The 26,746-nt window shown below is 59.9% G+C and carries 22 protein-coding genes; 15 read left to right on the top strand and 7 right to left on the bottom strand.

The genetic code is table 11. The features are described from left to right. The first annotated feature begins 36 nt into the window (after window positions 1-36). Window positions 37-2,598, top strand: coding sequence for a peptidoglycan glycosyltransferase/peptidoglycan DD-transpeptidase MrcA (gene mrcA / locus FO014_RS11225; protein ID WP_105232933.1), 2,562 nt, complete (start codon window positions 37-39; stop codon window positions 2,596-2,598). A gap of 75 nt (window positions 2,599-2,673) precedes the next feature. Here mrcA and nudE read toward each other — a convergent pair whose 3' ends face one another. Continuing rightward, window positions 2,674-3,228, bottom strand: coding sequence for an ADP compounds hydrolase NudE (nudE, locus tag FO014_RS11220; RefSeq protein ID WP_105232934.1), 555 nt, complete (start codon window positions 3,226-3,228; stop codon window positions 2,674-2,676). Between the two features lie 428 nt (window positions 3,229-3,656). Here nudE and FO014_RS11215 point away from each other — a divergent pair, with 428 nt between their 5' ends. The 7 genes from FO014_RS11215 to FO014_RS11185 all read left to right on the top strand — a co-directional run bounded on the left by FO014_RS11215 (window position 3,657) and on the right by FO014_RS11185 (window position 10,613). Beyond that, the gene (locus FO014_RS11215; RefSeq protein ID WP_160029601.1) at window positions 3,657-5,792 is read left to right on the top strand and encodes an intracellular growth attenuator family protein; all 2,136 of its coding nucleotides are present in this window, start codon (window positions 3,657-3,659) and stop codon (window positions 5,790-5,792) included. Window positions 5,793-5,941: 149 nt separating this feature from the next. Further along, the gene (gene yrfG / locus FO014_RS11210; protein ID WP_160029600.1) at window positions 5,942-6,622 is read left to right on the top strand and encodes a GMP/IMP nucleotidase; all 681 of its coding nucleotides are present in this window, start codon (window positions 5,942-5,944) and stop codon (window positions 6,620-6,622) included. After that, window positions 6,619-7,026 carry a ribosome-associated heat shock protein Hsp15 gene (gene hslR, locus FO014_RS11205; RefSeq protein WP_105232937.1) on the top strand — a complete coding sequence of 136 codons (408 nt, stop codon included), beginning with the start codon at window positions 6,619-6,621 and terminating at the stop codon, window positions 7,024-7,026. The genes yrfG and hslR overlap by 4 nt, the downstream gene beginning before the upstream one ends. 25 nt (window positions 7,027-7,051) lie before the next feature. Beyond that, on the top strand, window positions 7,052-7,933 hold the full coding sequence (hslO, locus tag FO014_RS11200; protein ID WP_105232938.1) for an Hsp33 family molecular chaperone HslO: 882 nt from the start codon (window positions 7,052-7,054) through the stop codon (window positions 7,931-7,933). A 197-nt stretch (window positions 7,934-8,130) separates the two neighbouring features. After that, window positions 8,131-9,750 carry a phosphoenolpyruvate carboxykinase (ATP) gene (pckA, locus tag FO014_RS11195; protein ID WP_160029599.1) on the top strand — a complete coding sequence of 540 codons (1,620 nt, stop codon included), beginning with the start codon at window positions 8,131-8,133 and terminating at the stop codon, window positions 9,748-9,750. A gap of 123 nt (window positions 9,751-9,873) precedes the next feature. Continuing rightward, window positions 9,874-10,137, top strand: a complete 264-nt coding sequence (locus FO014_RS11190) for a FitA-like ribbon-helix-helix domain-containing protein (RefSeq protein ID WP_160031401.1) — start codon at window positions 9,874-9,876, stop codon at window positions 10,135-10,137. After that, window positions 10,134-10,613, top strand: coding sequence for a type II toxin-antitoxin system VapC family toxin (locus FO014_RS11185; protein WP_160029598.1), 480 nt, complete (start codon window positions 10,134-10,136; stop codon window positions 10,611-10,613). Before FO014_RS11190 ends, FO014_RS11185 begins: the two co-directional genes overlap by 4 nt. 32 nt (window positions 10,614-10,645) lie before the next feature. On the opposite strand, the gene envZ is transcribed toward FO014_RS11185, so the two are convergent. Together envZ and ompR are read right to left on the bottom strand one after the other, a co-directional pair. Beyond that, window positions 10,646-12,019: a two-component system sensor histidine kinase EnvZ gene (gene envZ / locus FO014_RS11180; protein ID WP_105232942.1), complete on the bottom strand. Its 1,374-nt coding sequence runs from the start codon at window positions 12,017-12,019 to the stop codon at window positions 10,646-10,648. After that, window positions 12,016-12,735, bottom strand: coding sequence for an osmolarity response regulator transcription factor OmpR (gene ompR, locus FO014_RS11175; RefSeq protein WP_004709363.1), 720 nt, complete (start codon window positions 12,733-12,735; stop codon window positions 12,016-12,018). Before ompR ends, envZ begins: the two co-directional genes overlap by 4 nt. Before the next feature lie 278 nt (window positions 12,736-13,013). Between ompR and greB the strand changes: the two genes are divergently transcribed. From greB to FO014_RS11150, 5 genes are all read left to right on the top strand, one after another. Continuing rightward, entirely contained in the window at window positions 13,014-13,487 is a 474-nt protein-coding gene (greB, locus tag FO014_RS11170) for a transcription elongation factor GreB (RefSeq protein WP_105232943.1), read from the top strand. 155 nt (window positions 13,488-13,642) lie between these two features. Continuing rightward, on the top strand, window positions 13,643-15,973 hold the full coding sequence (locus tag FO014_RS11165) for a Tex family protein (RefSeq protein WP_160029597.1): 2,331 nt from the start codon (window positions 13,643-13,645) through the stop codon (window positions 15,971-15,973). A gap of 592 nt (window positions 15,974-16,565) precedes the next feature. Then, on the top strand, window positions 16,566-16,790 hold the full coding sequence (gene feoA, locus FO014_RS11160) for a ferrous iron transporter A (RefSeq protein WP_105232945.1): 225 nt from the start codon (window positions 16,566-16,568) through the stop codon (window positions 16,788-16,790). 44 nt (window positions 16,791-16,834) lie between these two features. After that, entirely contained in the window at window positions 16,835-19,156 is a 2,322-nt protein-coding gene (gene feoB, locus FO014_RS11155; protein ID WP_160031400.1) for a Fe(2+) transporter permease subunit FeoB, read from the top strand. Further along, window positions 19,156-19,395 carry a FeoC-like transcriptional regulator gene (locus FO014_RS11150; protein ID WP_160029596.1) on the top strand — a complete coding sequence of 80 codons (240 nt, stop codon included), beginning with the start codon at window positions 19,156-19,158 and terminating at the stop codon, window positions 19,393-19,395. The genes feoB and FO014_RS11150 overlap by 1 nt, the downstream gene beginning before the upstream one ends. Window positions 19,396-19,433: 38 nt before the next feature. Here FO014_RS11150 and FO014_RS11145 read toward each other — a convergent pair whose 3' ends face one another. Together FO014_RS11145 and bioH are read right to left on the bottom strand one after the other, a co-directional pair. Then, window positions 19,434-19,718: a YdgH/BhsA/McbA-like domain containing protein gene (locus FO014_RS11145; protein WP_015962219.1), complete on the bottom strand. Its 285-nt coding sequence runs from the start codon at window positions 19,716-19,718 to the stop codon at window positions 19,434-19,436. Window positions 19,719-19,974: 256 nt separating this feature from the next. Beyond that, window positions 19,975-20,751, bottom strand: a complete 777-nt coding sequence (gene bioH / locus FO014_RS11140) for a pimeloyl-ACP methyl ester esterase BioH (protein ID WP_105232948.1) — start codon at window positions 20,749-20,751, stop codon at window positions 19,975-19,977. 38 nt (window positions 20,752-20,789) lie between these two features. Between bioH and gntX the strand changes: the two genes are divergently transcribed. Together gntX and nfuA are read left to right on the top strand one after the other, a co-directional pair. Continuing rightward, the gene (gene gntX, locus FO014_RS11135; protein WP_111737909.1) at window positions 20,790-21,473 is read left to right on the top strand and encodes a DNA utilization protein GntX; all 684 of its coding nucleotides are present in this window, start codon (window positions 20,790-20,792) and stop codon (window positions 21,471-21,473) included. Between the two features lie 58 nt (window positions 21,474-21,531). Then, window positions 21,532-22,107 carry a Fe-S biogenesis protein NfuA gene (nfuA, locus tag FO014_RS11130; RefSeq protein ID WP_015962222.1) on the top strand — a complete coding sequence of 192 codons (576 nt, stop codon included), beginning with the start codon at window positions 21,532-21,534 and terminating at the stop codon, window positions 22,105-22,107. A 49-nt stretch (window positions 22,108-22,156) separates the two neighbouring features. Here nfuA and malQ read toward each other — a convergent pair whose 3' ends face one another. Then, window positions 22,157-24,244, bottom strand: a complete 2,088-nt coding sequence (gene malQ / locus FO014_RS11125; protein WP_160029595.1) for a 4-alpha-glucanotransferase — start codon at window positions 24,242-24,244, stop codon at window positions 22,157-22,159. Between the two features lie 9 nt (window positions 24,245-24,253). Continuing rightward, window positions 24,254-26,659, bottom strand: a complete 2,406-nt coding sequence (gene malP, locus FO014_RS11120; RefSeq protein ID WP_160029594.1) for a maltodextrin phosphorylase — start codon at window positions 26,657-26,659, stop codon at window positions 24,254-24,256. Window positions 26,660-26,746: the final 87 nt, after the last annotated feature.

The following is a 26,746-nucleotide window of genomic DNA, read 5'->3' as shown; positions in this document are numbered from 1 at the left end:
AAACTGCCCAAATGACATAAAAATGGGAAATCTCAGGTGAAGTTCGTAAAGTATTTTCTAATCCTTGCAGTATGTTGCATCGTGCTGGGAGCAGCCTCGGTTTTTGGCTTGTACAAATATGTCGAGCCACAGCTGCCCGACGTTGCAACGCTGAAAGATGTCCGACTGCAAATCCCGATGCAGGTCTACAGTGCCGATGGCGAACTGATCGCCCAATACGGCGAGAAGCGCCGTATTCCGCTCAAACTGGATCAAATTCCGCCGGTGATGGTGCGCGCCTTTATCGCCACCGAAGACAGCCGGTTCTATGAGCACCACGGCGTTGACCCAATCGGTATCTTCCGCGCCGCCTCGGTGGCGATGGTCTCCGGCCACGCGTCCCAAGGGGCGAGCACCATCACCCAACAGCTCGCCAGAAACTTCTTCCTGAGTCCGGAACGCACGCTGATGCGTAAGATTAAGGAAGCGTTTTTGGCGGTGCGCATTGAGCAGATGCTGACGAAAGATGAGATTCTTGAGCTGTATCTGAACAAAATTTATCTGGGTTACCGCTCCTACGGCGTTGGCGCTGCGGCGCAGGTCTATTTCGGCAAAGACGTCAGCCAGCTGACCCTGAGCGAAATCGCCACCATCGCCGGGCTGCCGAAGGCGCCGTCCACCTTTAACCCGCTCTACTCGCACGATCGCGCCGTAGCGCGCCGTAATGTGGTGCTGGCCCGTATGCTGGGCGAACATTACATCAATCAGGCGCAATACGACGAAGCGCGTAACGAGCCGCTGGTGGCCAACTACCACGCGCCGCAGATCAGTTTCTCCGCCCCTTATCTCGCTGAGATGGTGCGCCAGGAAATGATCAAGCGTTACGGTGAAAACGCCTACACCGACGGCTACAAGGTCTATACCACCGTCACCAAGAAGCTGCAGCTGGCGGCACAGCAGTCGGTACGCGACAACGTGCTGGCGTACGATATGCGCCACGGCTACCGCGGCCCGTCCAATGTGCTGTGGAAAGTCGGCGAAGCCGCCTGGGATCAGAAGCAAATCACCACCTCGCTCAAAGGCCTGCCAAACTACGGCCCGCTGGCGCCGGCGGTGATCACCGCCGCCAATGCCGAGCAGGCAACCGCCATGCTGGCGGACGGCAGCAGCATCGCTCTGCCGATGGCGGGCATGCGCTGGGCGCGCCCTTACAAATCCGACACGCTGCAAGGCCCGACGCCGAAGCGCGTGACCGATGTGGTGCAGGTTGGCCAGCAGGTCTGGGTGCGTAAGGTTAACGATGCCTGGTGGCTGTCGCAGGTGCCGGACGTTAACTCCGCGCTGATATCGCTGAATCCGCATGACGGCGCCGTGAAAGCGCTGGTCGGCGGTTTCGACTTCAACCAGAGCAAGTTCAACCGTGTCACCCAGGCGCTGCGTCAGGTCGGCTCCAATATCAAGCCGTTCCTGTATACCGCGGCGATGGATAAAGGCTTAACGCTGGCCACGATCCTGAACGACCTGCCGGTCACCCGCTGGGATGCCGGCTCCGGCACCGAATGGCGGCCGAAGAACTCGCCGCCTACCTACGTCGGTCCAATCCGTCTGCGTCAAGGTCTGGGGCAGTCGAAGAACGTGGTGATGGTGCGCGCCATGCGTGCGATGGGCGTCGACTACGCGGCTGAATATCTGCAGCGTTTCGGCTTCCCGGCGCAAAACATCGTGCATTCAGAGTCGCTGGCGCTGGGTTCCGCCTCCTTCACCCCGATGCAGCTGGTGCGCGGCTACGCCGTGCTGGCGAACGGCGGTTATCTGGTGGATCCGTACTTCATCACGCATATCGAAGATGAAACCGGCAACACCATTTTTGAAGCCAAGCCGAAAGTGGTCTGCAACAGCTGTAACCTGCCGGTGATTTACGGCGACACCCACCGTTCGGCGGTGCTGTCGGACGATAACGTGGAAAACGTGGCGGTCTCACAGGAAGACAACAACAACGCCGGCGTGCCAATGCCGAAGCTGGAGCAGGTTACCCCGGCCCAGGTGCTGCAGGACGGCGATCAGCAGTATGCGCCGCACGTGATCAACACGCCGCTGTCATTCCTGATCCACGATGCGCTGAACAGCAACATCTACGGCGAACCGGGCTGGATGGGCACCGGCTGGCGCGCCGGCCGCGATCTGAAACGTCGTGATATCGGCGGCAAAACCGGCACCACCAACAGCTCGAAAGACGCCTGGTTCTCCGGCTATGGCCCGGATACGGTCACCACCGTCTGGATCGGCTTTGATGACCACCGCCGCACCCTGGGTCGCTCAACGGCCTCCGGCGCCATTCCGGACCAGATTTCCGGCGGCGAAGGCGGTGCGAAGAGCGCGCAGCCGGCGTGGGATGAGTTTATGAAGATTGCGCTGGAAGGCATTCCGGAGCAGAAAGCCACGCCGCCGCAGGGCATTATCAGCGTTATTATCGACAAGAGCACCGGCAAACTGTCGAAAGGCGGCGCCGGCAGCCGTTCCGAGTACTTTATCGAAGGCACGCAGCCAACGGAGTACCCGACCTACGATGCCGGCACCACCCTGATGGATTCCGGCGGCGAAAGCCACGAACTGTTCTAACCATAAACAAGGGCCAGAGAAATCTGGCCCTTTTTATTTGCGCTGTGTCAGGCGATAAACATCGCGTGCGGCCGTTTAACGGCCGCCGCGCAGGAAGGCCTCGGCCAGGAACAACGCGCTGACGTTACGCGCCTCGCGAAAATCCGGTTCCGCCAACAGCGCCATCATATTGGCAATGGGCCAACGCACCTGCGGCAGCGGCTCCGGCTCGTCCCCTTCCAGCTTTTGCGGGTACAGATCGTGTGCCAGCACGATATTCATCTTGCTGGAGAAATAGGACGGCGCCATGGTTAACTTGCTGAGGAAATCAAAGCGCTCCGCTCCGAAACCCACCTCTTCCATCAATTCGCGGTTGGCGGCTTCCAGCACCTCTTCACCCGGGTCGATCAGCCCCTTCGGGAACCCCAGCTCATAGGATTCCGTGCCGACCGCATACTCGCGAATCAACAGCAGGTCGTCGCCAATTACCGGCACAATCATCACCGCTTCACGGTCGGAAGGCCGCATACGTTCGTATACTCGCCGCACACCGTTGCTGAACTCCAGATCGACAGATTCAACGTTAAACAAGCGCGAACGTGCGATGGTTTCTACCTTCAGGATTTTAGGTTTTTGCAGGTGTTTATCCATGATTGCCTCAAAATGCGTTCCCCTATACTCTCCAAATTCGGTTGAGGCGAGGGTAACCGGAATAATGATTGGCGGGCATGCCGTTAGCGACAGGCTTAAACGCTGACCATTGTCGATCTTGATCACATTGTGCGTTAATGGGAACCCTGGCCGCAACGCACACCGTCTTAAATTTACTTTTTTTTAACAACCTCGGCCAGCGGATGCCTTTTTTCTACGCTAATTCAGCAAATAAATCGTGTTAAAATAGGACAATGCCGATATTAGCAATGGTCACCCCTTGCTATCATCGTGCAAGATTGGGGTTTGTTTAACCGTGCGTTTTTTCATTTTTGCCGGCGCCGCAGCTGCCCCACTCTGATTTACTGCATATAATAGGCAACTTTATCATCAGGTTGACGGGAGTCATGGCGTAATATGGGGATAGCATGAGCACAATAGTGTTGATATTGGCCTTAGTGCTTGCCTGTCTGATAATCGCTGGCCTGTATTTTTGGTTTAAAGCTCGCAACCGGCCGGTACTGGCCCGTTCATTGCCCTTCCTCAAACCGACGCACCGCAAGTTGACGTCGGAAGAGCGAGCGGCAGTCGAGCACTACCTCGGTCAGCAAAACCGGCTGGGCAATAAACTGCTGCCCAGCAGCTCGCCCCTGTCCGCCAGTAAGCTGACGCTGACCCCGCAAAGCGACAATGTCTACCCGATTACCCACGCGATTACCCGTTACGGCCTCGCCAGCGATGAGCCAAACAAATGGCGCTACTATCTGGACTCCGAGGAGGTGCACCTGCCGCCGTTCTGGGAACAGTACATCAGCGCCGACAACCACGTGGAAATCATCAAAACGCAAACGCTGCCGCTGGTGATCTCCCTCAACGGCCACTCACTCACCGACCATATCAACGATCGCCCACTACCGCCGGTCGTCAGCGCCGAGCCGGCGCGCAACGCTTCCATCCGCAAGGAAGAAAGCGAACATGTCGAGCTGCTGAATATCCGTAAGGAAACGCCGGAAGAACATATGCTCAGCCGACCCAGCGGCCTGAAGGAAGCCGGCATTATTTCCGCCGCCCTGCTGCTGCTGTTCTTCAGCCTGATCAGCCCCGTCCTGGTGGTGCCGTGGATGATTTTTGTCGCGGTGCTGATGATCGCCTGGGGGTGCTGGAACCTGTTCCGCCGCCCGGCCGATCATGAACTGAAAGAGATTCATTGCCTGCGCGGCATGCCGAAGCGCTGGGGGCTGTTCGGCGAGTCCGGTCAGGGGCAGATCAGCAACATCTCGCTCGGCACCGTCGACCTGGCGTATCCCGCACACTGGCAGTCGTTCGTCAGCGCGGATCTGGGCAAGCCTACCGACGTCGATATCTACCTCAACCGCCAGGTGGTGCGTCAGGGGCGTTACCTGTCGCTGCATGATGAAATGAAGCACTTCCCGCTGCAGCACTGGGGGAAGAACGCCGCGCTGATCGCCAGCTCGCTGCTGGTGCTGATTTTACTGCTGAGCTATATCCCACTGGGCCTGCCGCTGAAACTGAGCGTCGCCTGGCTGCAGGGAGCACAGCGCACCGAAGTCAGCAGCGTACAGGCGCTGGAAACCATCCCTCTGCACGTCGGCGACAGCCTGAAGATTCAGGGCAGCGGCATGTGCTATGTACCGCCGACGCCGGTCAATGCCTCGGCGGCCGGCTTTATGCCGTTCGACTGCTCGGGCATTTACTGGAACACCGCCGCGCCGCTGCCACAGCCGGAGTCGGACATTATCGATAAGGCCTCGGCGCTGCTCACCACGGTCAACAGCCAGCTGCATCCCAGCGGCAGCGACCAGAAAATCAACCCGCAGCTGGCCAGCGCCATCGAAAAGTCCGGCATGATTCTGCTGGATGATTTTTCTGATATTGTGCTGAAAACCCGTGACCTGTGCGGAGAAAGCAACGACTGCGTGCGGCTGAAAAACGCTCTGGTGAACCTTGGCAACGCCAAAGACTGGAACAGCCTGGTAAAACGCGCACGTTCCGGCTCGCTGGACGGCGTCAACGTCCTGCTGCGGCCGGTCAGCGCCGAATCCCTGGAACGGCTGACCAAATCGGCCACCTCCTCCTTCGTGTATCAGGAAACCCGTCAGGCGGCAGCGGCGCTGAACAGCCCGCCGCCGGGCGGTTTCCTGATCTCCAGCGATGAAGGCAAACAGCTGGTGAACCATACGCTGCAGCCGGCCGCAACGCCGAATGAAGACAATGCGCTGGAGCAGTGGAATGCGCTGAAGCGAATGACCAGCGTTTTGCTGCATACGCCGTTTGAAGCGCAGGGCGTTATCACCAGCCTCAGCACCGACGCCAACGGAACCCGCCATATCGCGCTGCACAGCGAGCCGGATATCATCACGCTGTGGCGCTACCTCGGCACCAGCCTGTTGTTGATCGGAGTGACGTTTGGCCTCGGTTACAATACGTTCCGCTTGATCCAGCGTCAGCGGATGAACCGCCGCCGGCTGGCTGACATTCAGAGCTATTATGAAAGCTGCTTTAACCCGCAGCTAACGCCTGTCTCACTGCATTCCAGGGACTAAGTCCTGACGGGCCGGCGGCGCCGGCTCGTTCTCACGTATTGTCATCTGCTTATGCTACCCTAACCCTATATTCTCCGCCCTTCCCGCCGGTGCGACGGGCGGAAACACCGTTTTCACAATGGGCGCACAGGCCTGCCGCTGGAGTATTCATGGTTCCTGAATTTGATTGGCGCAATATAGATACCGTTTTGCTGGACATGGATGGCACCCTGCTCGATCTGGAGTTCGACAGCCACTTTTGGCTGCAGCGGGTGCCGCAGGCGCTGAGCGCCCAGCGCGACATCTCGTTCGACCAGGCCCGCCAAATGATTGACGCCGAGTATGCCGCGGTACAGCACACCATGAACTGGTACTGCTTTGATTACTGGAGCTCACGACTGGATCTGGATATCTACGCCATGACCAGTGAAGCCGGCTCCCGCGCCCGCCTGCGCGATGATACCGCGCCGTTTCTGCAGGCGCTGCGCGACTCCGGCCGGCAGGCCATTTTGCTGACCAATGCGCACCCGCACAGTCTGGCGGTAAAAATTGCGCATACCGGCCTCGATCGGCACCTTGATTTATTACTTTCCACCCACACATTTGGATATCCGAAGGAAGATCAGCGCCTGTGGCAAGCGGTGCAGCAACGCATCGGCTTCGACCCGCAGCGCACGCTGTTCGTGGATGACGGCGAACCGATTCTGGACGCCGCGCACCGGTTTGGCATTCGCTATTGTCTCGGCGTACAAAATCCGGATTCCAGCATGGCGGAAAAAACTTTCCAGCGTCATCCGTCCATGCGCGATTACCGTCAGTTGATACCGGCGCTGGCACGGGAGCCAGAATGAAAGCAAAAACGACGAGCGACGACGCCGTCCGTTTAGACAAGTGGCTGTGGGCCGCACGGTTTTATAAAACCCGTTCGCTGGCGCGCGAGATGATCGACGGCGGCAAGGTGCACTATAACGGTCAGCGCAGCAAGCCCAGCAAGAACGTCGAGCTGAACGCGGAGATCAAGCTGCGTCAGGGAAATGAAGAGCGCACGGTGATCGTGCTGGCGCTCAACGGCCAGCGTCGCGGCGCCGGCGAAGCGCAGCTGATGTATGAGGAAACCGCGGCCAGCATCGCCAACCGGGAAAAGATGGCGCAGGCGCGCAAGCTGAACGCCCTGAGCATGCCGCATCCGGATCGCCGTCCGGACAAGAAAGAGCGGCGCACCCTGATTAAATTTAAATTTGGCGAGTCGGAATAACCCCTCGCCTCACAGAGAGAAAACTATGTCTAATCATGACCAATTACACCGTTACCTGTTCGAGAACTACGCGGTGCGCGGTGAGCTGGTTACCCTCAGCGACACCTATCGGCACATTCTGGAAAACCACGACTACCCTGCCCCGGTGCAGGCGCTGCTGGGTGAAATGCTGGTGGCAACCAGCCTGCTGACGGCAACCCTGAAATTCGACGGCGATATTACCGTACAGCTGCAGGGCGACGGCCCGCTGAAGCTGGCGGTGATCAACGGCAACAACCAGCAGGAAATGCGCGGCGTGGCGCGCCTGCAGGGCGATATCGCCGACGGCAGCACGCTGCAGCAGATGATCGGCAACGGCGTGATGGTCATTACCATTACCCCGGCCGAGGGCGAGCGCTATCAGGGCGTGGTGGCGCTGGAAGGCGAAACCCTGGCCGAGTGCCTGGAGAACTATTTCCGCCAGTCGGAACAGCTGCCGACCCGTCTGTTTATTCGCACCGGCGAGGCTGACGGCCAGCCGGCCGCCGGCGGCATGCTGCTGCAGGTTCTGCCGGCGCAGGACGAACAAAACGCTGACGACTTCGATCACCTGGTGCAGCTGACCGCCACCATCAAGAACGAAGAGCTGTTCACTCTGCCGGCCAATGAGGTGCTGTACCGCCTGTACCACCAGGAAGAGGTGACGCTGTATGAACCGCAGCCGGTCATATTCCGCTGCACCTGCTCGCGCCAGCGCTGCGCCGACGCGCTGCTGACGCTGCCCACCGATGAGGTGGCCGATATGCTGGAGCAGGACGGCAACATCGATATGCACTGCGACTATTGCGGCAACCATTACGTGTTTGATGCGATGGACGTCGCCGCGTTATACGCAGGTAACACCGGCGAAAGCGACCAGTTACACTAAGTTGCACCCCATACTGGCGGGGCCGAAGCGCGCCCCGTCAGCCCTTTCCGTTTGCACGTTTGCTTTTTTCCGTGTGCTATCTCTCACTTCGTAACTAAATTTAGTTTAAAACGTTAAATATTTGATACCTATCGCGGTTACGCACTATTAAATACCTACAATTGGCCGCAGAAATTCTGTGACCAAGGAGTAGTGACATGTGTGCTAAAGGTATAACCCCCCAGGATCTTGCCGCCTACGGGATCCACAACGCCGGCGAGATCGTCTACAACCCAAGCTATGACCTCCTGTTTAAAGAAGAAACCGACCCTTCCTTAACGGGCTACGAGCGCGGCGTGGTGACCAACCTGGGTGCGGTAGCCGTCGATACCGGGATCTTTACCGGCCGCTCCCCGAAGGACAAATACATTGTCCGTGATGACGTGACCCGCGATACCGTGTGGTGGGCCGATCAGGGGAAAGGCAAAAATGACAACAAACCGCTCAGCCCGGAAATCTGGGGCGAGCTGAAGCAGCTGGTGACTCAGCAACTCTCCGGTAAACGCCTGTTCGTGGTTGATACCTTTTGCGGCGCCAATGCCGACTCCCGCCTGAAAGTACGCTTTATCACCGAGGTCGCCTGGCAGGCGCACTTCGTGAAAAACATGTTCATCCGCCCGAGCGACGAAGAGCTGGCAGACTTTGAGCCGGACTTCGTGGTGATGAACGGCGCCAAATGCACCAATCCAAACTGGCAGCAGCAGGGGCTGAACTCGGAAAACTTCGTCGCCTTCAACCTGACGGATCGCATGCAGCTGATCGGCGGCACCTGGTACGGCGGCGAAATGAAAAAGGGTATGTTCTCCATGATGAACTACCTGCTGCCGCTGAAGGGCATCGCTTCCATGCACTGCTCGGCCAACGTCGGCGAACAGGGTGACGTGGCGGTATTCTTCGGCCTGTCCGGCACCGGTAAGACCACGCTGTCCACCGATCCGAAGCGCCAGCTGATCGGCGACGATGAGCACGGCTGGGACGACGACGGCGTGTTCAACTTCGAAGGCGGCTGCTACGCCAAAACCATCAAGCTCTCCGAAGAAGCCGAACCGGATATTTACCACGCCATCAAGCGCGATGCGCTGCTGGAAAACGTCACCGTACTGGCCGACGGCAGCATTGATTTCAATGACGGTTCGAAAACCGAAAACACCCGCGTTTCCTACCCGATTTACCATATCCAGAACATCGTCAAACCGGTTTCCAAGGCCGGCCACGCCACCAAGGTGATCTTCCTGACCGCTGACGCTTTTGGCGTGCTGCCGCCGGTTTCGCGCCTGACCGCCGACCAGACTCAGTACCACTTCCTGTCCGGCTTTACCGCCAAACTGGCAGGCACCGAGCGCGGTATTACCGAACCAACGCCGACCTTCTCTTCCTGCTTCGGCGCCGCCTTCCTGTCGCTGCACCCGACGCAATACGCTGAAGTGCTGGTTAAACGCATGCAGGCCGCCGGTGCGCAGGCCTACCTGGTGAACACCGGCTGGAACGGTACCGGCAAACGTATCTCAATCAAAGATACGCGCGGCATTATCGACGCCATTCTCAGCGGCGAAATCGACCAGGCGGAAACCATCACCCTGCCGATCTTCGATCTGGCGGTGCCGACGGCACTGCCTGGCGTCGACCCCGCGATCCTTGACCCGCGCGCCACCTACCGGAGCGAAGCGCAGTGGGAAGAGAAAGCGCAGGATCTGGCGCAACGCTTTATCACCAACTTCGATAAATACACCGATACGCCGGCCGGGGCAGCCCTGGTCAGCGCCGGTCCAAAGTTGTAACCCTCTCTTAGCTCTTCACTCAAGGCGCGGCTTCCGCGCCTTTTTTACGCTCCCGCATTGTTTAATAAACAACCGGGTGAGACAATGACGGCATTGCAATCATTGACAGCAACGGGAAATTTAATGGCTACCCTAACCGTCAGAAATCTCGATGACGAGATCAAAGAACTGCTGCGTATTGCAGCCGCTAAAAATGGTCATTCCATGGAGGAGGAGGCGCGTATGATTTTAAAACAGGCGCTGACGAAAAAGCCGGCGCGCTACGGGTTAGGTACCTGGATGCACCAGCATTTTGCCGAATTTGGCGGCGTGGAGCTGGCGATCCCGCCACGCGATGCCGCACCACCGCACCGTGTAACCTTCGACGATGATGACGGCCAGGCATGATTATTCTCGACATCAGCGTGATCGCAGAAACGCTGCGCCCCAATCCGCATTACAACGTGATCAGCTGGCTGAACGAAAAAGATAATAGTGAGCTGTATTTAAGCGCCATCGTTGTCGCCGAGCTATTCAGCAGCGTGGCCGGCATGCCGGACGGCAAACGCCAGCGGGCGCTCAGGCTCAGGCTGGCAGAGGCGATTCAGATTAACTTCGATGAGCAGATTTTGCCGTTTGATACCCTGTGCGCCATGCAGTATGCGGAGCTAATAGGCAGAACCCAGCGTCAGGGCACGCCGATGAACGTACCCGATGCGCAGATCGCCGCCACCTGTCTGCAGTACGGCGCTACGCTTGCCACGCGCAACGGCAAAAACTTTCTCCACTGTGGCATCGAGCTGATCGACCCCTGGCAGGTGCCGGCGGGGCAGCGCCTGCATGAAGACGCCGCCGAATACTATGTGATGAGCCGTAAATCCTGAAGGGCGCCTGGCGGCGCCCTTCAGCAGGAGAGTCAGGCCTTCTCTTTCGGCTGGCCGTTATTACCGTTGAGCGCATCGCGGGTAGCCATCGGTAACGGAATATAGGCGCGCATCCGCAAACCGCCGCGTTCGCTGACGCCAAACTCCAGCGCGCCGGCGTGGCCATCGATAATACGCTGCACAATCGCCAAGCCCAGACCGGTGCCGCTGGTGCTGCGCGCGCTGTCGCCGCGTACAAACGGCTGCAGCAGGTGCTTCAGCTCTTCCGGTTTGATGCCCGGACCGTCATCTTCCACCTGGAACCAGCCGCGCTGCAGCTCACTGCCGCTGCTGACCTTGATCCAACCATTGCCGTAACGCGCCGCGTTGACCACCATGTTGACCACCGCACGCTTGATCGACAGCGGATGCACATTCATCATCAGCTCGCCTGGCGCCAGGCTGGCGTCAATTTCCCGCTCGTAGCCGCTTTCCGCCGCGATCACCTCACCCAAAATAGCGTTGAGATCGCACAGCTCCGTCTGCATCTCCTGACCGGTTCGCAGGTAGTCGATAAACTGTTCGATAATGTCGTTACATTCTTCGATATCTTTATTGATCGACTCCGCCAGATAACCGTCCTCGGCGCCCATCATTTCCGTCGCCAGGCGGATACGCGTCAGCGGGGTGCGCAGATCGTGGCTGACGCCGGCCATCAGCAGGGTGCGGTCGTCCGACAGTTGCTTCACGCCGGAGGTCATCTGGTTAAACGCGCGCGTTACCGAACGCACTTCCGACGCGCCATATTCACGCAGCGGCGGCGGAATATTGCCTTTGCCGACCTGTAGCGCCGCGTGTTCCAACTCCACCAGCGGCCGATTCTGAATACGGATAAACAGCCAGGCGCCGCCGATCGCCAGCAGCATAATCGCCAGCGTATAGCGGAACAGCGGTGAGAAGTCGCCCTGATGAATCTCGGTCAGCGGCACGCGCACCCAGATATCCGGCGACAGCCAGGTTTTCAGCCAGACCACCGGCGTATTTTTGTTGACCTCGACGCGCACATCGGTCGGGCCGCCAAGCTGGCGCGCCATCTGCTGGCTGAGGAACTCATAGTGCTGCGCCCAACGCAGACCGCTCTCTTCTGCGGCGGCATTGGTATACAGCGAGATCCCCAGCTCACGATAGATTTCCCGACGGAACGCCGGCGGCACCTCCAGCAACGTGCCGTCTTCCAGCTGCAGCCGATCGGTCATCAGCATACGCACTTCGTACGCCAGGACCTTATTAAACTGCTGCAGGCTGGGAAGGATGGCGAAGTTCAGCACCACCAGATAGGTCGTCACCAGGCTGACGAACAGCAAAGTGACGATCAACAACAGGGTTCGGGCAAACGAGCTACGCGGTGAAAAGCGCAATCGCCTCATGCCTTACTGCCGTCCGGTACAAAGACATAGCCCAGGCCCCAAACGGTCTGAATATAGCGAGGATGGGCGGGATCTTCCTCCACCATACGGCGCAGGCGGGAGATCTGCACGTCGATCGAACGCTCCATGGCGCTGTATTCGCGGCCGCGCGCCAGGTTCATCAGCTTATCGCGCGACAGCGGCTCGCGCGGGTGGCTCACCAGCGCTTTCAGCACCGCAAACTCGCCGCTGGTCAGCGGCATCGGCTCGTCTTCGCGGAACATTTCACGGGTGCCGAGGTTCAGCTTGAATTTGCCGAAGGCGATCACCGCCTCTTCCTGCGACGGCGCACCCGGCAGCTCATTGGCCTGACGGCGCAGTACCGCGCGGATACGCGCCAGCAGTTCGCGCGGGTTGAACGGTTTCGGAATGTAATCATCGGCGCCGATTTCCAGCCCGACGATACGATCCACTTCTTCACCCTTGGCGGTGACCATGATGATCGGCATCGGGTTGCTCTGGCTGCGCAGGCGGCGGCAGATAGACAAACCGTCTTCCCCCGGCAGCATCAGGTCCAGCACCATCAGGTGGAACGATTCCCGCGTCAGCAGGCGGTCCATTTGTTCGGCGTTCGCCACGCTGCGCACCTGAAAACCCTGCTCGGTTAAATAGCGTTCCAATAGCGCACGCAGACGCATGTCGTCATCAACGACCAGAATCTTATGATTCTCTTGCATTGTATTACTCCCAAAGGCTGTATTGCCTGATGCGAATATTGTTAAAAAACCCTGTCATATCGGACAGCGATTAATGGTATACATTCTAGCCGAAATTGTTACAAAGCTTATTAATCAACTGTTTTCGTCGCCCGGACGGGGGAAAAGTTGCCATTATCCCGTCATTATTCACGCTGCTGCGCAGCATATCACATTGCGATAAAATGCCCGGCATACACCAGGTTATGCGAAAATCCGCGTGATAAAATCCCATGGCCGATCCATTAAGGTGGGTAACGATGAGAACTCAATTAATAACCCGCGAAGGTTATAACAAACTTAAACAAGAGCTGGATTACCTGTGGCGCGAAGAGCGGCCGGAGGTGACGAAAAAGGTCACCTGGGCGGCCAGCCTCGGCGATCGCAGCGAAAACGCCGACTACCAGTACAACAAAAAGCGCCTGCGGGAGATCGACCGCCGGGTGCGCTATCTGACCAAATGCCTGGAACAGCTGAAAATCGTCGACTACTCGCCGCAGCAGGAAGGCAAAGTCTTCTTCGGCGCCTGGGTTGAGGTGGAAAACGACGACGGCGACCTAAAACGCTTTCGCATCGTCGGCTACGACGAGATTTTCGGCCGCAAAGATTACATCTCCATCGACGCGCCGATGGCGCGTGCCCTGCTGAAAAAAGAGGTCGGCGACGCCGTTACCGTCAACACGCCGCTCGGCGAAGCGCTGTGGTACGTCAATCAGATTGAATACGTTAAATAAATTTCAGCCTATTCCGAACCTTGCCTCACGCCAGCACCGCCCTGCGCTGCCGGCGCAGCGGCCGTGCAGCGCCGGCCAGGCACGCTGGCATTTTTCACCGGCAGTACGTATAACTGTCCCCTGTTTATTCACCGTTCTTAACAGATACCAGACTTATGAATGAGCCACTGAGCCGCATTATTGCAACAGAGCTGCAGGCGCGTCCGGAGCAAGTCGACTCCGCAATCCGCCTGCTGGATGAAGGTAATACCGTGCCGTTTATCGCACGCTATCGTAAGGAAGTCACCGGGGGCCTGGACGACACCCAACTGCGCCAGCTGGAAACCCGCCTGGGTTATCTGCGTGAACTGGAAGATCGCCGCCAGACCATCCTCAAATCCATTGACGATCAGGGCAAGCTGAGCGACGAACTGGCGGGCGCGATTAACGCCACGCTGAGCAAAACCGAACTCGAAGACCTGTACCTGCCCTACAAACCGAAACGCCGCACCCGCGGCCAGATCGCCATTGAGGCCGGTCTGGAGCCGCTGGCCGATACGCTGTGGCAGGATCCGCAACAGCAGCCGGAACAGCTGGCGGAACGGTTTGTCGACGCCGACAAAGGCGTGGCGGATGTGAAAGCGGCGCTGGACGGCGCACGCTATATCCTGATGGAACGCTTCGCCGAAGACGCCGCGCTGCTGGCCAAAGTGCGTAACTACCTGTGGAAGAACGCCCACCTGGTCGCCAAGGTGGTAGAGGGTAAAGAAGAGGAAGGTGCAAAATTCCGCGACTACTTCGACCATCACGAACCAATCGCCCAGGTGCCTTCGCACCGCGCGCTGGCAATGTTCCGCGGCCGCAACGAAGGCATTCTGCAGCTGTCGCTGAATGCCGACCCGCAGTTCGACGAAGCGCCGCGTGAAAGCCAGGCGGAGCAGATCATCATCAGCCACCTGGATCTGCGGCTGAACAACGCGCCGGCGGACGCCTGGCGCAAGGCGGTAGTCAACTGGACCTGGCGCATCAAGGTGCTGCTGCACCTGGAAACCGAACTGATGGGCACGGTGCGCGAGCGCGCCGAAGATGAAGCCATCAACGTCTTTGCCCGCAACCTGCATGACCTGCTGATGGCGGCGCCGGCCGGCATGCGCGCCACCATGGGTCTCGATCCGGGCCTGCGCACCGGGGTCAAAGTGGCGGTGGTCGACGCCACCGGCAAACTGGTGGCGACCGATACCGTTTATCCACACACCGGCCAGGCCGCCAAAGCCGCCGCTGCGGTCGCCGCACTGTGCACCAAACATAACGTCGAACTGGTGGCTATCGGCAACGGCACCGCCTCTCGTGAAACCGAGCGCTTCTTTGCCGAACTGCAAAAGCAGTTCCCGGCGGTCAAGGCGCAGAAGGTGATCGTCAGCGAAGCCGGCGCTTCGGTCTACTCCGCCTCCGAGCTGGCGGCACTGGAATTCCCGAACCTCGACGTGTCACTGCGCGGTGCGGTGTCAATCGCCCGTCGTCTGCAGGATCCGCTGGCGGAGCTGGTGAAAATCGAGCCGAAATCCATCGGCGTCGGTCAATATCAGCATGACGTCAGCCAAAGCCAGCTGGCGAAGAAGCTGGACTCCGTCGTCGAGGACTGCGTAAACGCCGTCGGCGTCGACCTGAACACCGCGTCGGTGCCGCTGCTGACTCGCGTTGCCGGTCTGACGCGCATCATGGCGCAGAACATCGTCAGCTGGCGCGACGAGAACGGCCGCTTCAACAACCGCGCACAGCTGCTGAAAGTCAGCCGCTTGGGGCCGAAGGCCTTTGAACAGTGCGCCGGCTTCCTGCGCATTAACCACGGCGACAACCCGCTGGACGCCTCGACCGTGCACCCGGAAACCTACCCGGTGGTGGAGCGTATTCTGGCCGCTACCCAGCAGGCGCTGCAGGATCTGATGGGCAACCCGAGCGCGGTGCGCGGCCTGAAGGCCAGCGACTTCACCGACGCGCAGTTCGGCGTGCCGACCGTGACCGATATCCTGAAGGAGCTGGAAAAACCGGGCCGCGACCCGCGCCCTGAGTTCAAAACCGCCACCTTTGCCGACGGTGTGGAAACGCTGAACGACCTGCAGCCGGGCATGATCCTGGAAGGTTCGGTGACCAACGTGACCAACTTCGGCGCTTTCGTCGATATCGGCGTCCATCAGGATGGTTTGGTGCACATCTCTTCACTGGCCGACAAGTTCGTCGAAGATCCGCACACCGTGGTGAAAGCCGGCGATATCGTCAAGGTGAAGGTGATGGAAGTGGATCTGCAGCGTAAGCGCATCGCGCTGAGCATGCGCCTGGACGAGCAGCCGGGCGAAGGTTCGCCGCGACGCGGCGGTTCCGCGCCGGCGCGCGATCGCGATAACGCATCGCGCCAGCAGGCCCAGCGGCCGAAAGCGCGCAACAACGCCCCGGCCGGCAACAGCGCCATGGGTGATGCGCTGGCGGCGGCGTTCGGCAAAAAGCGTTAACCGCCGCAGCGTCTCAGGCGGGGCCGTCCGGCTCCGCCTGTTTTAGATAAAACCCGCATTTTTTTGACCTGCCGCAACTCCGGCGCTATTTTTTCACCGCCCGTTACCGGTCTCTCTCTTCACCCTATGCGCACGGTCAAACGCGTTCTCATTCACATTTTCATTAACATTCCGCTTTCATGGCGCTTATTTCTGCCATAACACAATGCGTTAACGCCATTGGCAGCACCATGCCCTGTTAATGATAATTTCACCGATGTAGCAAAACAGCATCATATCCTCACGCCAAGTTCACACCACGCTCAAATAAGAAAAAGTGGATGCGAATTTTTAATAAATTTAACGCATTTACCTCATTTGCCGCGCCGTCAGCCAGGTGATACAAGTAACGGCATACCGCATGCAGTCGATAACGAATCGTTACCAATAGCCACACTATCCGTATTGAATTGGATAATCGTTCTCACTATTATTCTTGTACGTGTTTATCCCTTATCGGCAGCGACCTGAAGCGGTATCGGCAGCCGCCGTATTCAATGCCCGACGCGTTGGCGTAAACGTTCAGCGCGCCCAGAAAAATCAAGCAGGTCATATGCATCTACAGCCCAAACGCTCTTATAAGATCGCCGGTTTTTCGCCTGAAATCAGCCCGGCCTATCGACAAAAACTTTTATCGCTCGGCATGTTGCCCGGTTCATTATTCGACGTGATTCGCGTTGCCCCGCTCGGTGACCCGATAGAAATAAAGACCCGACGCGTCAGCCTGGTATTACGTAAAAAAGATCTCGCCCTGCTGGCGCTTGAAGCGCAACCGTAACGCCGGGCCGTCGTCGACACTCTCATGCGGCATGAAAAATAATGATGAAAACACTCACCATTGGCTTAATCGGCAATCCGAATTCAGGGAAAACCACGCTGTTCAACCAGCTCACCGGCGCCCGTCAACGGGTCGGCAACTGGGCAGGGGTGACGGTAGAACGCAAAGAGGGTCAGTTCACTACGCCGCAGTCGCGGGTCACGCTGGTTGATCTGCCCGGCACCTATTCGCTGACCACCATTTCCGAACAAACCTCGCTGGATGAGCAGATTGCCTGCCATTACATCCTCAGCGGCGACGCCGACTTACTGATCAACGTGGTCGACGCCTCCAACCTTGAACGCAACCTTTATCTGACGCTGCAGCTGCTTGAACTGGGTATCCCCTGCATTCTGGCGCTGAACATGCTGGATATCGCCCGCAGCCAGCATATCCATATTGATATCGCCGCCCTGTCGGCACGGCTCGGCTGCCCGGTGGTGCCGATGATTTCCACCAAGGCCGATGGCATCGGCGTGCTCAAACAGATCATCGATAATCATCAGTTCAACCAGCTCACCGCGCTGGTCAGCTACCCGCCGCTGCTGCTGCAGGAAGTCGACGCCCTCAGCGCCGCCATGCCCGAGACGCTGGCAAACGGACAGCGCCGCTGGCTGGCATTGCAGATGCTCGAAGGCGATATTTACAGTCACCAGTTGGCGGGCGACGCCGCCGCGCTGCTGCCGGCGGCCCGACAGTCGCTGGAGCAACAGCAACAGGAGGATCCGGCGCTGGTGATTGCCGATGCGCGCTACCAGTCCATCGCCGCCATCTGCGACAGCGTCAGCGATGCACAACAGGCGCGGCCGAACCGGCTGACCGACATGCTGGATAGCGTGATCCTCAACCGCTGGCTGGGCGTACCGATCTTCCTGCTGGTGATGTACCTGATGTTCCTGCTGGCTATCAATATCGGCGGCGCGCTGCAGCCGATTTTCGATCTTGGCTCGGCCGCCCTGTTTATTCAGGGGATTCAATGGCTCGGTTATACCCTGCATGCCCCGGAATGGCTGACGATCTTCCTGGCGCAGGGCGTCGGCGGCGGCATCAACACCGTGCTACCGCTGGTGCCGCAAATCGGCATGATGTACCTGTTCCTGTCATTCCTTGAGGATTCAGGCTACATGGCGCGCGCCGCGTTCGTGATGGACCGGCTGATGCAGGCGCTGGGCCTGCCGGGCAAATCCTTTGTGCCGCTGATTGTCGGCTTTGGCTGCAACGTGCCGTCAATTATGGGCACCCGCACGCTGGATGCGCAGCGCGAACGGCTGATCACCATCATGATGGCGCCATTTATGTCCTGCGGCGCCCGGCTGGCGATTTTTGCCGTGTTCGCCGCAGCCTTTTTCGGCCAACACGGCGCCGGCGTGGTGTTCTCGCTGTATCTGCTGGGCATTCTGGTGGCGATCCTAACCGGCCTGGTGCTGAAATACACCATTATGCGCGGCGAAGCCTCGCCGTTTGTGATGGAACTGCCGGTGTATCACGTGCCGCACCTGAAAAGCCTGCTGCTGCAAACCTGGCAACGGCTGAAAGGCTTCGTGCTGCGCGCCGGCAAGGTGATCGTCATCGCCAGCATTTTTATCGGCGGCCTGAACAGCTTCTCCTTCAGCGGCAAGCCGGTGGACAGCATCAATGATTCCGCGCTGGCCTCGGTCTCCAAAGTGCTGACGCCGCTGCTGCAGCCAATGGGCGTGCACGGCGATAACTGGCAGGCTACCGTCGGGCTGGTGACCGGCGCGATGGCGAAAGAAGTGGTGGTGGGCACGCTGAACACGCTGTATACCGCCGAACACATCACTCATGAAGCGTTTGATGCCGAAAACTTCAACCTGCTGGATGAGCTGCATGCGGCGCTGCAGGAAACCTGGCAAGGGCTGAAAGACACTTTCAGCCTCAGCGTCCTGTCCAACCCGATCGAAGCCAGCAAAGGCGACGGCGAAATGGGCGTCAGTTCGATGGGCACCATGAGCAGCAAATTCGGTACGTCGGTTTCCGCCTATAGCTATCTGATCTTCGTGCTGCTGTACGTACCGTGCGTCTCGGTCATGGGGGCTATCGCCCGCGAATCCAGCCGCGGCTGGATGACCTTCTCCATTCTGTGGGGGTTGAACATCGCCTATTCGCTGGCGACGCTGTTTTACCAGATTGCCACCTTCAGCCAGCACCCTCAGTACAGCCTGCTCTGTCTGGCTGTGGTGGTGGTGGTCAACCTGCTGGTGCTGTTCGGCCTGCGTAAAGCCCGCAGCCGCGTCACCGTCAGGCTGCGCAGCGTCGCCGCAACGGACGGCGACTGCTGCCAACCCTCGCAAAAGGCGTGTCACTGATGGCCAGCCTGCTGCAGGTGCGCGATGCGCTGGCGCTCTGCGGCAGCGCTCAGGCGCAGCAGCTCAGCCGGCAGTTGAACGCGCCGTTGCCGCTGGTGCAGGCCATGCTCGATCGTTTAATTGCGCTGGGTAAAGCGGAAAGCCACGTTCTGGATGACGGCGGCTGTCTGAGCGGCGCCTGCAAACGTTGTCCGGAGGGGAAAGCCTGTACGACGCGGGTCTATCGGCTGAAGGCGTGAGCCAGGGGCGCGGCCATGCGCCCCCGGTTAATCAGCAATTACTGTTTGTCTTTATACACATCGGCGATGGCGCTGAATTTGCCGTGCTCGCGGCCCGCGATCACCACGTAATACTGCCCGCCCTTCTCATCGGCCAGTTTGGACAGCTTCTCTTTCGCGTCCATCGGCGAAGTGGTTTCCGCCGTGGTGCTCACCGTACCGATCTTCTCGTATTTTCCCGGATTTTTATCCAGATCTTCTTGCGTCAGCAGCGTGGCCGCCATGGTGCTGAAAGACACGGAACCCACAACCAGAGCAGCAACGATCATCTTCAATGATTTCATAACTCTACCTCTCAATGGATAATTTATACGTTATTCAGGTCGTCAAAAATAAACACCTTGTGACAACAGGCTGCCGCGACGCCCGGAGGTTCGCCATTTCCCTGACGTTCCTCCTCACCCAGAGACTGGGCGCCGATATAAAAGAGCGGCTACAGAGCGCTTTCATTTGCAACCAACACATTGACTTATTCAGTATCGGACAGCTTGGTTTTTTAGCCAGTTATCGCCGGTATTTTTAGTCGGGCGTTGCGCTGGATCAAAGTGCGCCGTCGCCGACAAAGCGCAGGATCAGGTCGGCAAACTCATCGGGATGCGAGATAAACGGCGCATGCGCCGCCTTGGCGACCACCACCGAGCGGGAGTCCGGCGCCAGTTCATCCACCAGCGCCGCCACTTTGCGCGGCACCAAACCGTCCAGATAGCCGTAAATACGCAGCAGCGGGCAGCGCACATCGGCCAACTGACGGCGCAAATCGGCGGTGCGCAGAATATCCAGCCCGCCGTTCAATACCTCCACGCTCGGCATCGGCTGATTCAGCACCACCGATTTCAGCGTACGGGCGTCCTGGCGGGCGCTCTCGGTACCCAGCGTCTGCAGCGCCAGGAAGCGCTCCACCGTGCGCTGAAAATCCTCGCTCAGCTGATGCTGGAAACCACTTAATATTTCGGGACGAATCCCCGGCCAGTCGTCGCGGGCGGAGAAACACGGCGACGATGCCACGGTAATCAGACCGTTGACCCGCTGCGGCTGCGTCAGGGCGACCTGGCTGGCAACCAGCCCGCCGAGCGACCAGCCCAGCCACCAGGCCTGCTGCGGCGCCTGCGCCAGCACAACGTCCGCCATCTGCGCCAGCGTCAACGCCCCAAAGCCCTGACTGCGCCCATAGCCGGGCAGATCCACCAGGTGCAGCCGGAAATGCGGCGCCAGTCGCGTCAGCGCGCAACCCCAGACCTCGGCGTTCAGCCCCCAGCCGTGCAACAGCACAAGATCGCGATCGCCTTCACCCATTGTTTGCCAGTACAGCGCTGTCATCAGTTATTGTCCTTGTTTGACTCGTCACGGAGGACGCTATGCTAACAATCCGCAGCCGCTGTTGGCTATGCCGGCAGCCTTTGCGCCTGGCGCAGCACGGCATCTGCAGCTACTGCCTGCGCCAGCTGCCCATGCCGCCGCCTTGCTGTCCGTGCTGCGGCCTGCCTGCCGGCGACACCCGTTACCCCTGCGGCCGCTGCCTGCAAAAAACGCCGCCCTGGCAGCGGCTGGTGTTCGTCGCCGACTATGTCAGCCCGCTGAGCCGACTGATTAAGCAGCTCAAGTTTCAACGCCGTCCGGAGCTTGCGCCGCTGCTGGCCAGGCTGTTGCTGCTGCGCTGGCTGCACCTGCGCCGAGAGCAATATCTGAACAGACCCGAGATGATTTTAACGGTACCCTTACAGAAAATGCGCCGCTGGCGACGCGGCTATAATCAGAGCGAACTGTTGGCGGCGCCGCTGGCCCGCTGGCTGGGCTGTGAATATCGCCCGCAGGCGCTGCGGCGCATACGCGCCACCGCCGCACAGCAGCGCCTGACGGCACGACAGCGCAAACGCAATCTGCGCGGCGCCTTTCGCTGTGAGGATAATCTGGCCGGGCGGCACGTCGTCCTGCTGGATGATGTGGTGACCACCGGCAGTACGGCGGCGGAAATCGCCGCGCTGCTGCAGGCGCAGGGCGTCGCCTCATTACAGATATGGTGTATTTGCCGCACATTGTAGTGCCGGAATAATGGGCGTATTATAACCTACTATAGAAGTCAACTATTGAGCTAATGCTATGATTCGTATAACAGATGCTGCACAGGAACATTTTACCAAACTGCTGGCAAATCAAGAGGAAGGCACCCAGATCCGCGTGTTCGTGATCAATCCGGGTACGCCGACGGCCGAGTGCGGCGTGTCTTATTGCCCGCCTGACGCGGTAGAAGCGACGGACACCGAACTGAAGTTCGACAAACTGTCGGCCTACGTTGATGAGATCAGCGCGCCGTTTCTGGAAGACGCCGAAATCGACTTCGTTACTGACCAGCTGGGCTCGCAGTTAACGCTGAAGGCGCCGAACGCCAAAATGCGTAAAGTAGACGACGATGCGCCGCTGCTGGAGCGCGTCGAGTACGTCCTGCAGTCGCAAATCAACCCGCAGCTGGCCGGCCACGGCGGCCGCGTGACGCTGATGGAGATCACCGATGAAGGCTTCGCCATTCTGCAGTTCGGCGGCGGCTGCAACGGCTGCTCCATGGTCGACGTCACGCTGAAAGAAGGGATCGAAAAAGAGCTGCTGCAGAAGTTCCCGGAACTGAAGGGCGTGCGCGATCTGACCGAACACCAGCGCGGTGAGCACTCTTACTACTAAGCGTGCCGCCACGGACACCATGCCGTCACGGCGGCATGGTGCCGACTGCCTACCCCACCGAACCGTTGCGCCGCCGGCGGTCTACATCTTTCAGCAGCAACGCAATCCGCCGATCGGCAAACATCGCTTCCAGCGTCTGCGACAGCTTACGCCGCCAGTTAGGATACTCCGTACTGGTGCCCGGCACATTCACCGGCGCCGCCATATCCAGCCAGTCTTCCGGCTGCAGGCCGAGCAACGCGCTGGCGCTGTCCGCCACATAGCGCTGCAGCCCCCGGTTCAGCAACGGGCTCATCGCCAGCCGCGCCGCCTTGCCGCCCACCTTCTGCGGCACGCAGCCATAGTGGTGCAAGCCGTCCAGCAATCCTTGTTTGGCCCGTTCGCGGTCGGCGTACAGCCCCGCCAGCACCCCAGCGTCCGGGTACAGGCCGAGCGAAGCGCCCAGCCGCAGGTCATCGCCCTGCCAGTAGCCGCGCAGCGTCGGTAAATCATGGGTGGTGACGGTCGCCATCGCCTGCACCGGATAGGCCTGCGGCGCGCGGAAGCGGTTTTCGTCGTCCCGCTCGAAATACAGCACCTTGTAGGAATAGACGCCGCTGTCGCGCAGCTTGCCGACAATTTCCACCGGCACCGTCCCCAAATCTTCGCCGATCACCATACAGCGCTGACGCTGGCTCTCCAACGCCAGCACCGCCAGTAAATCGTCCAGCGGATATTTGACATAGGCGCCCTGGTCGGCGGTGGCGCCAGCGGGTATCCACCACAGGCGCAGCAGCGCCATGACGTGGTCGATGCGCAACGCGCCGCAGTCGGCCATGTTGGCGCGCAGCAGGTCGATAAACGGCTGATAGCCGCGCGCCGCCATCACGTGCGGATCCATCGGCGGCAGACCCCAGTTTTGCCCCAGCGGGCCGAGAATATCCGGCGGCGCCCCCACCGACGCCTGCAGGCAATACAGCTCGCGGTCGCACCAGGTTTCCGCTCCGCCCTGCGCCACGCCGACCGCCAGGTCGCGATACAGGCCGATCGGCATCTGCTGCTGCCGGCAGCAGGCGAAACAGTCGGCAAACTGCGCCGCGGCCAGCCACTGCAGCCACAGATAGAACGCCACCTCCTCCTGATTGTCGCGGCAAAACGCCGCCGTCGCCTCGCCGTTGCTCTGACGGTACGCCGACGGCCACACCGGCCAGCCCCACAGCGTTGGATCCTGTGCGCACAGGTGGGCATGCAGAGCGTCGAATACCGCCTGCTGATAAAGGCTGTCGCCGCCCTCGGCGATAAACAGGCGCAGCGCCTGGCGCTGTGGGTCATCGGCCGCCCGCGTCTGGAACTGGCTGAAGGCCAGCCGCAGCGCCGTCAGCTTCAGCGCGGTCACCGCCGCATAGTCGACCCATTCGCGCTCACGCGCCGCCGCCAGCTGTTTACGGGTCGCCGCCTGACGCCACCAGCGTTGCGCCGCAGCGCTGAGCTGGAAGTCCTCCACCGCGTTGACGTCGATATACACTACGTTCAGCCAACGCCGCGATGACGGACTGTACGGGCTGGCGCTGTTTGGATCTGCCGGATAGAGGGCATGAATCGGGTTCAGCCCGACGAACGCGCCGCCGCGCTCGCCCACCTCCGTCACCATCCGCCGCAGGTCGCCGAAATCGCCGATGCCCCAGTTGCTGTCGGAACGCAGCGTATACAGCTGCACACAGGCGCCCCACAGTTTTTTACCGGTCAGCAGCGCGTCCGGTTCATAACAGCGTCTGGGGGCGATAATCAGCCGGCACTGCCAGCTCTGCTGCTGTTGCGTTAAACGCAGCTGATGATAGCCGAGCGGCAGTTCCCCGGCAGGCAGGGTAAACGTCTTGCCAGCGCCGGCGCGCCCCTGCAGCCGGACGCCGTCTTCGCGGATCAGCTCCCAGCCATATTCGCCGCTGCCCGCCAGCGGCAGCACGATCGGCTGACGCTGGAAAAACACTTTTACCGGCGGCAGCGGCGCTTCGCCGGCCAACGCCGCTTTGCTGTTCATCGCCGCCAGCAAGGCACGCTTGCTTTCCGGCGTGATGGCCTGCTGCTGGCCGTGGGCATTGACATAGTCGGCCATAATGCCCGCCTGCGCCGCCGCCCGGTCGATGCTGTTACGATCCATTCACTCTCCTTAACGCCGGGTTTGCCAGATGCGCTGCTGATAATCGCGAATCGACCGATCCGAACTGAACATACCGACGCGCGCCGTATTGAGAATGGCGCTGCGCGTCCACGCCTGCGTATCGCGATACAGCCGGTCGGCCCGCTGCTGCGCCTGGCAATAGTCGGCAAAGTCCGCCAGCACCAGATAAGGATCGCCGCCGGCCTGCAGGCTGTGCAGCATCATTTCAAACGCCTGCTTATCACCGTGGCTCAATGCGCCGCTTTCCAGCTCGGAGAGAATCGCATCCAGCTGCGCATCTTGCTGCCGGTAACGCAGCGGATCGTAACCGCTGGCCTGCAACGCCTTCACCTGTTCCACGGTGTTACCGAAGATAAAGATATTGTCCGCGCCGACCTGCTCGGCAATCTCCACGTTGGCGCCGTCCAGCGTGCCGATGGTCAGCGCGCCGTTCAGCGCCAGCTTCATATTGCCGGTGCCGGAGGCCTCTTTGCCCGCGGTGGAGATCTGTTCGGACAGATCCGCCGCCGGGATCATCAGCTCCGCCACGGAGACGCGATAGTCCGGGATAAACGCCACTTTCAAACGATCCTTCACCTGCGGATCGTTATTGATCTTCTCCGCCGCCTGATTGATCGCATAGATGATGTTCTTCGCCAGGTAGTAGCCCGGCGCGGCCTTGGCGCCGAACAGGAACACCCGCGGCGCCATTTCCAGGTTCGGGTTATCGCGCAGCTGGCGATACAGCGACAGAATATGCAGCAGGTTCAGATGCTGGCGCTTATATTCATGCAGGCGCTTGATCTGTACGTCGAAAATTGCGTCCGGATCCAGTTTCAGCCCCATCACGCCGTGCACATAGTTGGCCAGCGCCACCTTGTTGTCGCGCTTTATCTGCCGGTACTGCTGGCGGAAGGAGGCATCGTCGGCGTACTGCTCCAGCCCCTGCAGCGCGTCGAGATCGCTCGCCCACTCTCTCTGCAGCCGGCTGTCGATCAGCGCCGACAGCGCCGGATTACACTGCTTCAGCCAGCGGCGCGGCGTAATGCCGTTGGTGACGTTATGGAATTTCTGCGGCCACAGCTGGTGATACTCCGGGAACAGATCCTTGACTACCAGATCCGAATGCAGCTGCGCCACGCCGTTGACCGCAAAGCCGCTGACCACGCACAGGTTGGCCATGCGCACCTGCTTGTCATAGTGCACCGCCAGTTTGGCCCATACCGCCTCGTTCTGTGGCCACTGCTGCTCCACCCGTTGGCGGAAGTTGGCGTTAATCTGTTTGATTATCGAGAAGTGGCGCGGCAGCAGGCTGCGCACCAGCTCTTCATCCCAGCACTCCAGCGCCTCCGGCATCAGCGTATGGTTGGTATAGGCGAAAGTGCGGCTGGTGATGCGCCAGGCGTCATCCCAGGCCAGCTGGTGTTCATCCAGCAGAATGCGCAGCATTTCCGGAATGGCGATGGTCGGGTGAGTGTCATTGAGCTGAATCACCTCATAGTCCGCCAGCTCTTCAATGCGTCGCCCGGCCTGATGGTGTTTACGCAGAATGTCCGCCACCGAGCAGGCGCACTGGAAGTACTGCTGCATCAGGCGCAGGCGTTTGCCCGCCTGATGGTTATCATTCGGGTACAGCACCTTGGTCAGGCTGGCGGCGTCAACGCCCTGTTGCTCCGCCAGCAGGAAGTCACCGTCGTTAAACGCGCCCAGATCAAACGGCTGCGCATGCGTGGCCTGCCACAGGCGCAGCGGCTGGCTGACGCCGTTGCGGTAGCCCACCACCGGCAGATCCCAGGCTTCGCCGCGCAGCACCTGCGCCGGCCGCCACAGTTCGCGGCCGTCCGTCAGGGTTTCCAGCTCACCGCCGATGCCGACATCCACCGCCAGCGCGGCATTGTGACGGAACCACGGATAACTCTCGCGCTGCCAGTCGTCCGGCGCTTCCTGCTGTTGCCCGCCGCTGAACGACTGGCGGAACAGCCCGTACTGGTAGTTCAGCCCGTAGCCGGTCGCCGGCTGCCCTACCGTCGCCATCGAATCGAGGAAACAGGCGGCCAGCCGCCCCAGCCCGCCGTTGCCCAGCGCCGGATCGGTTTCCTGCTCCAGCACGTCCGCCAGTTGAATCCCCTGCTCCTCCAGCGCCGCCGCCACCGTGTCATACCAGCCCAGATTGATCAGGTTATTGGCCGTCAGGCGGCCAATCAGAAATTCCATCGAAATATAGTTCACATGGCGCTGCGCGCTGTCCTGCCGCACGGGGGCAGGCTGCGCCGCCAGCTGTTCGGCCAGCGCGCCGCTGACCGCCTGCCACCACTGGTGCGGCGTCATCTGCTGGGCGGAACGCAGTCCGAGATGTTGCCACTGGCGGGTCAGTGCCGCCAGAAAAACGTCCTTTTTAAGCGTAGGCTGTGACATAGGAGGCTCTCTATCCGATAAGTAAGTCAATGTCGGCTATCCTGCCGGGCGGAGAAAAACGGAACATCCTCCCGCCCGGGGATTAGC

The organism is Serratia rhizosphaerae (assembly GCF_009817885.1).
GTDB classification, from domain to species: domain Bacteria; phylum Pseudomonadota; class Gammaproteobacteria; order Enterobacterales; family Enterobacteriaceae; genus Serratia_B; species Serratia_B rhizosphaerae.
This window is presented reverse-complemented; position numbering and strand designations above follow the sequence as displayed.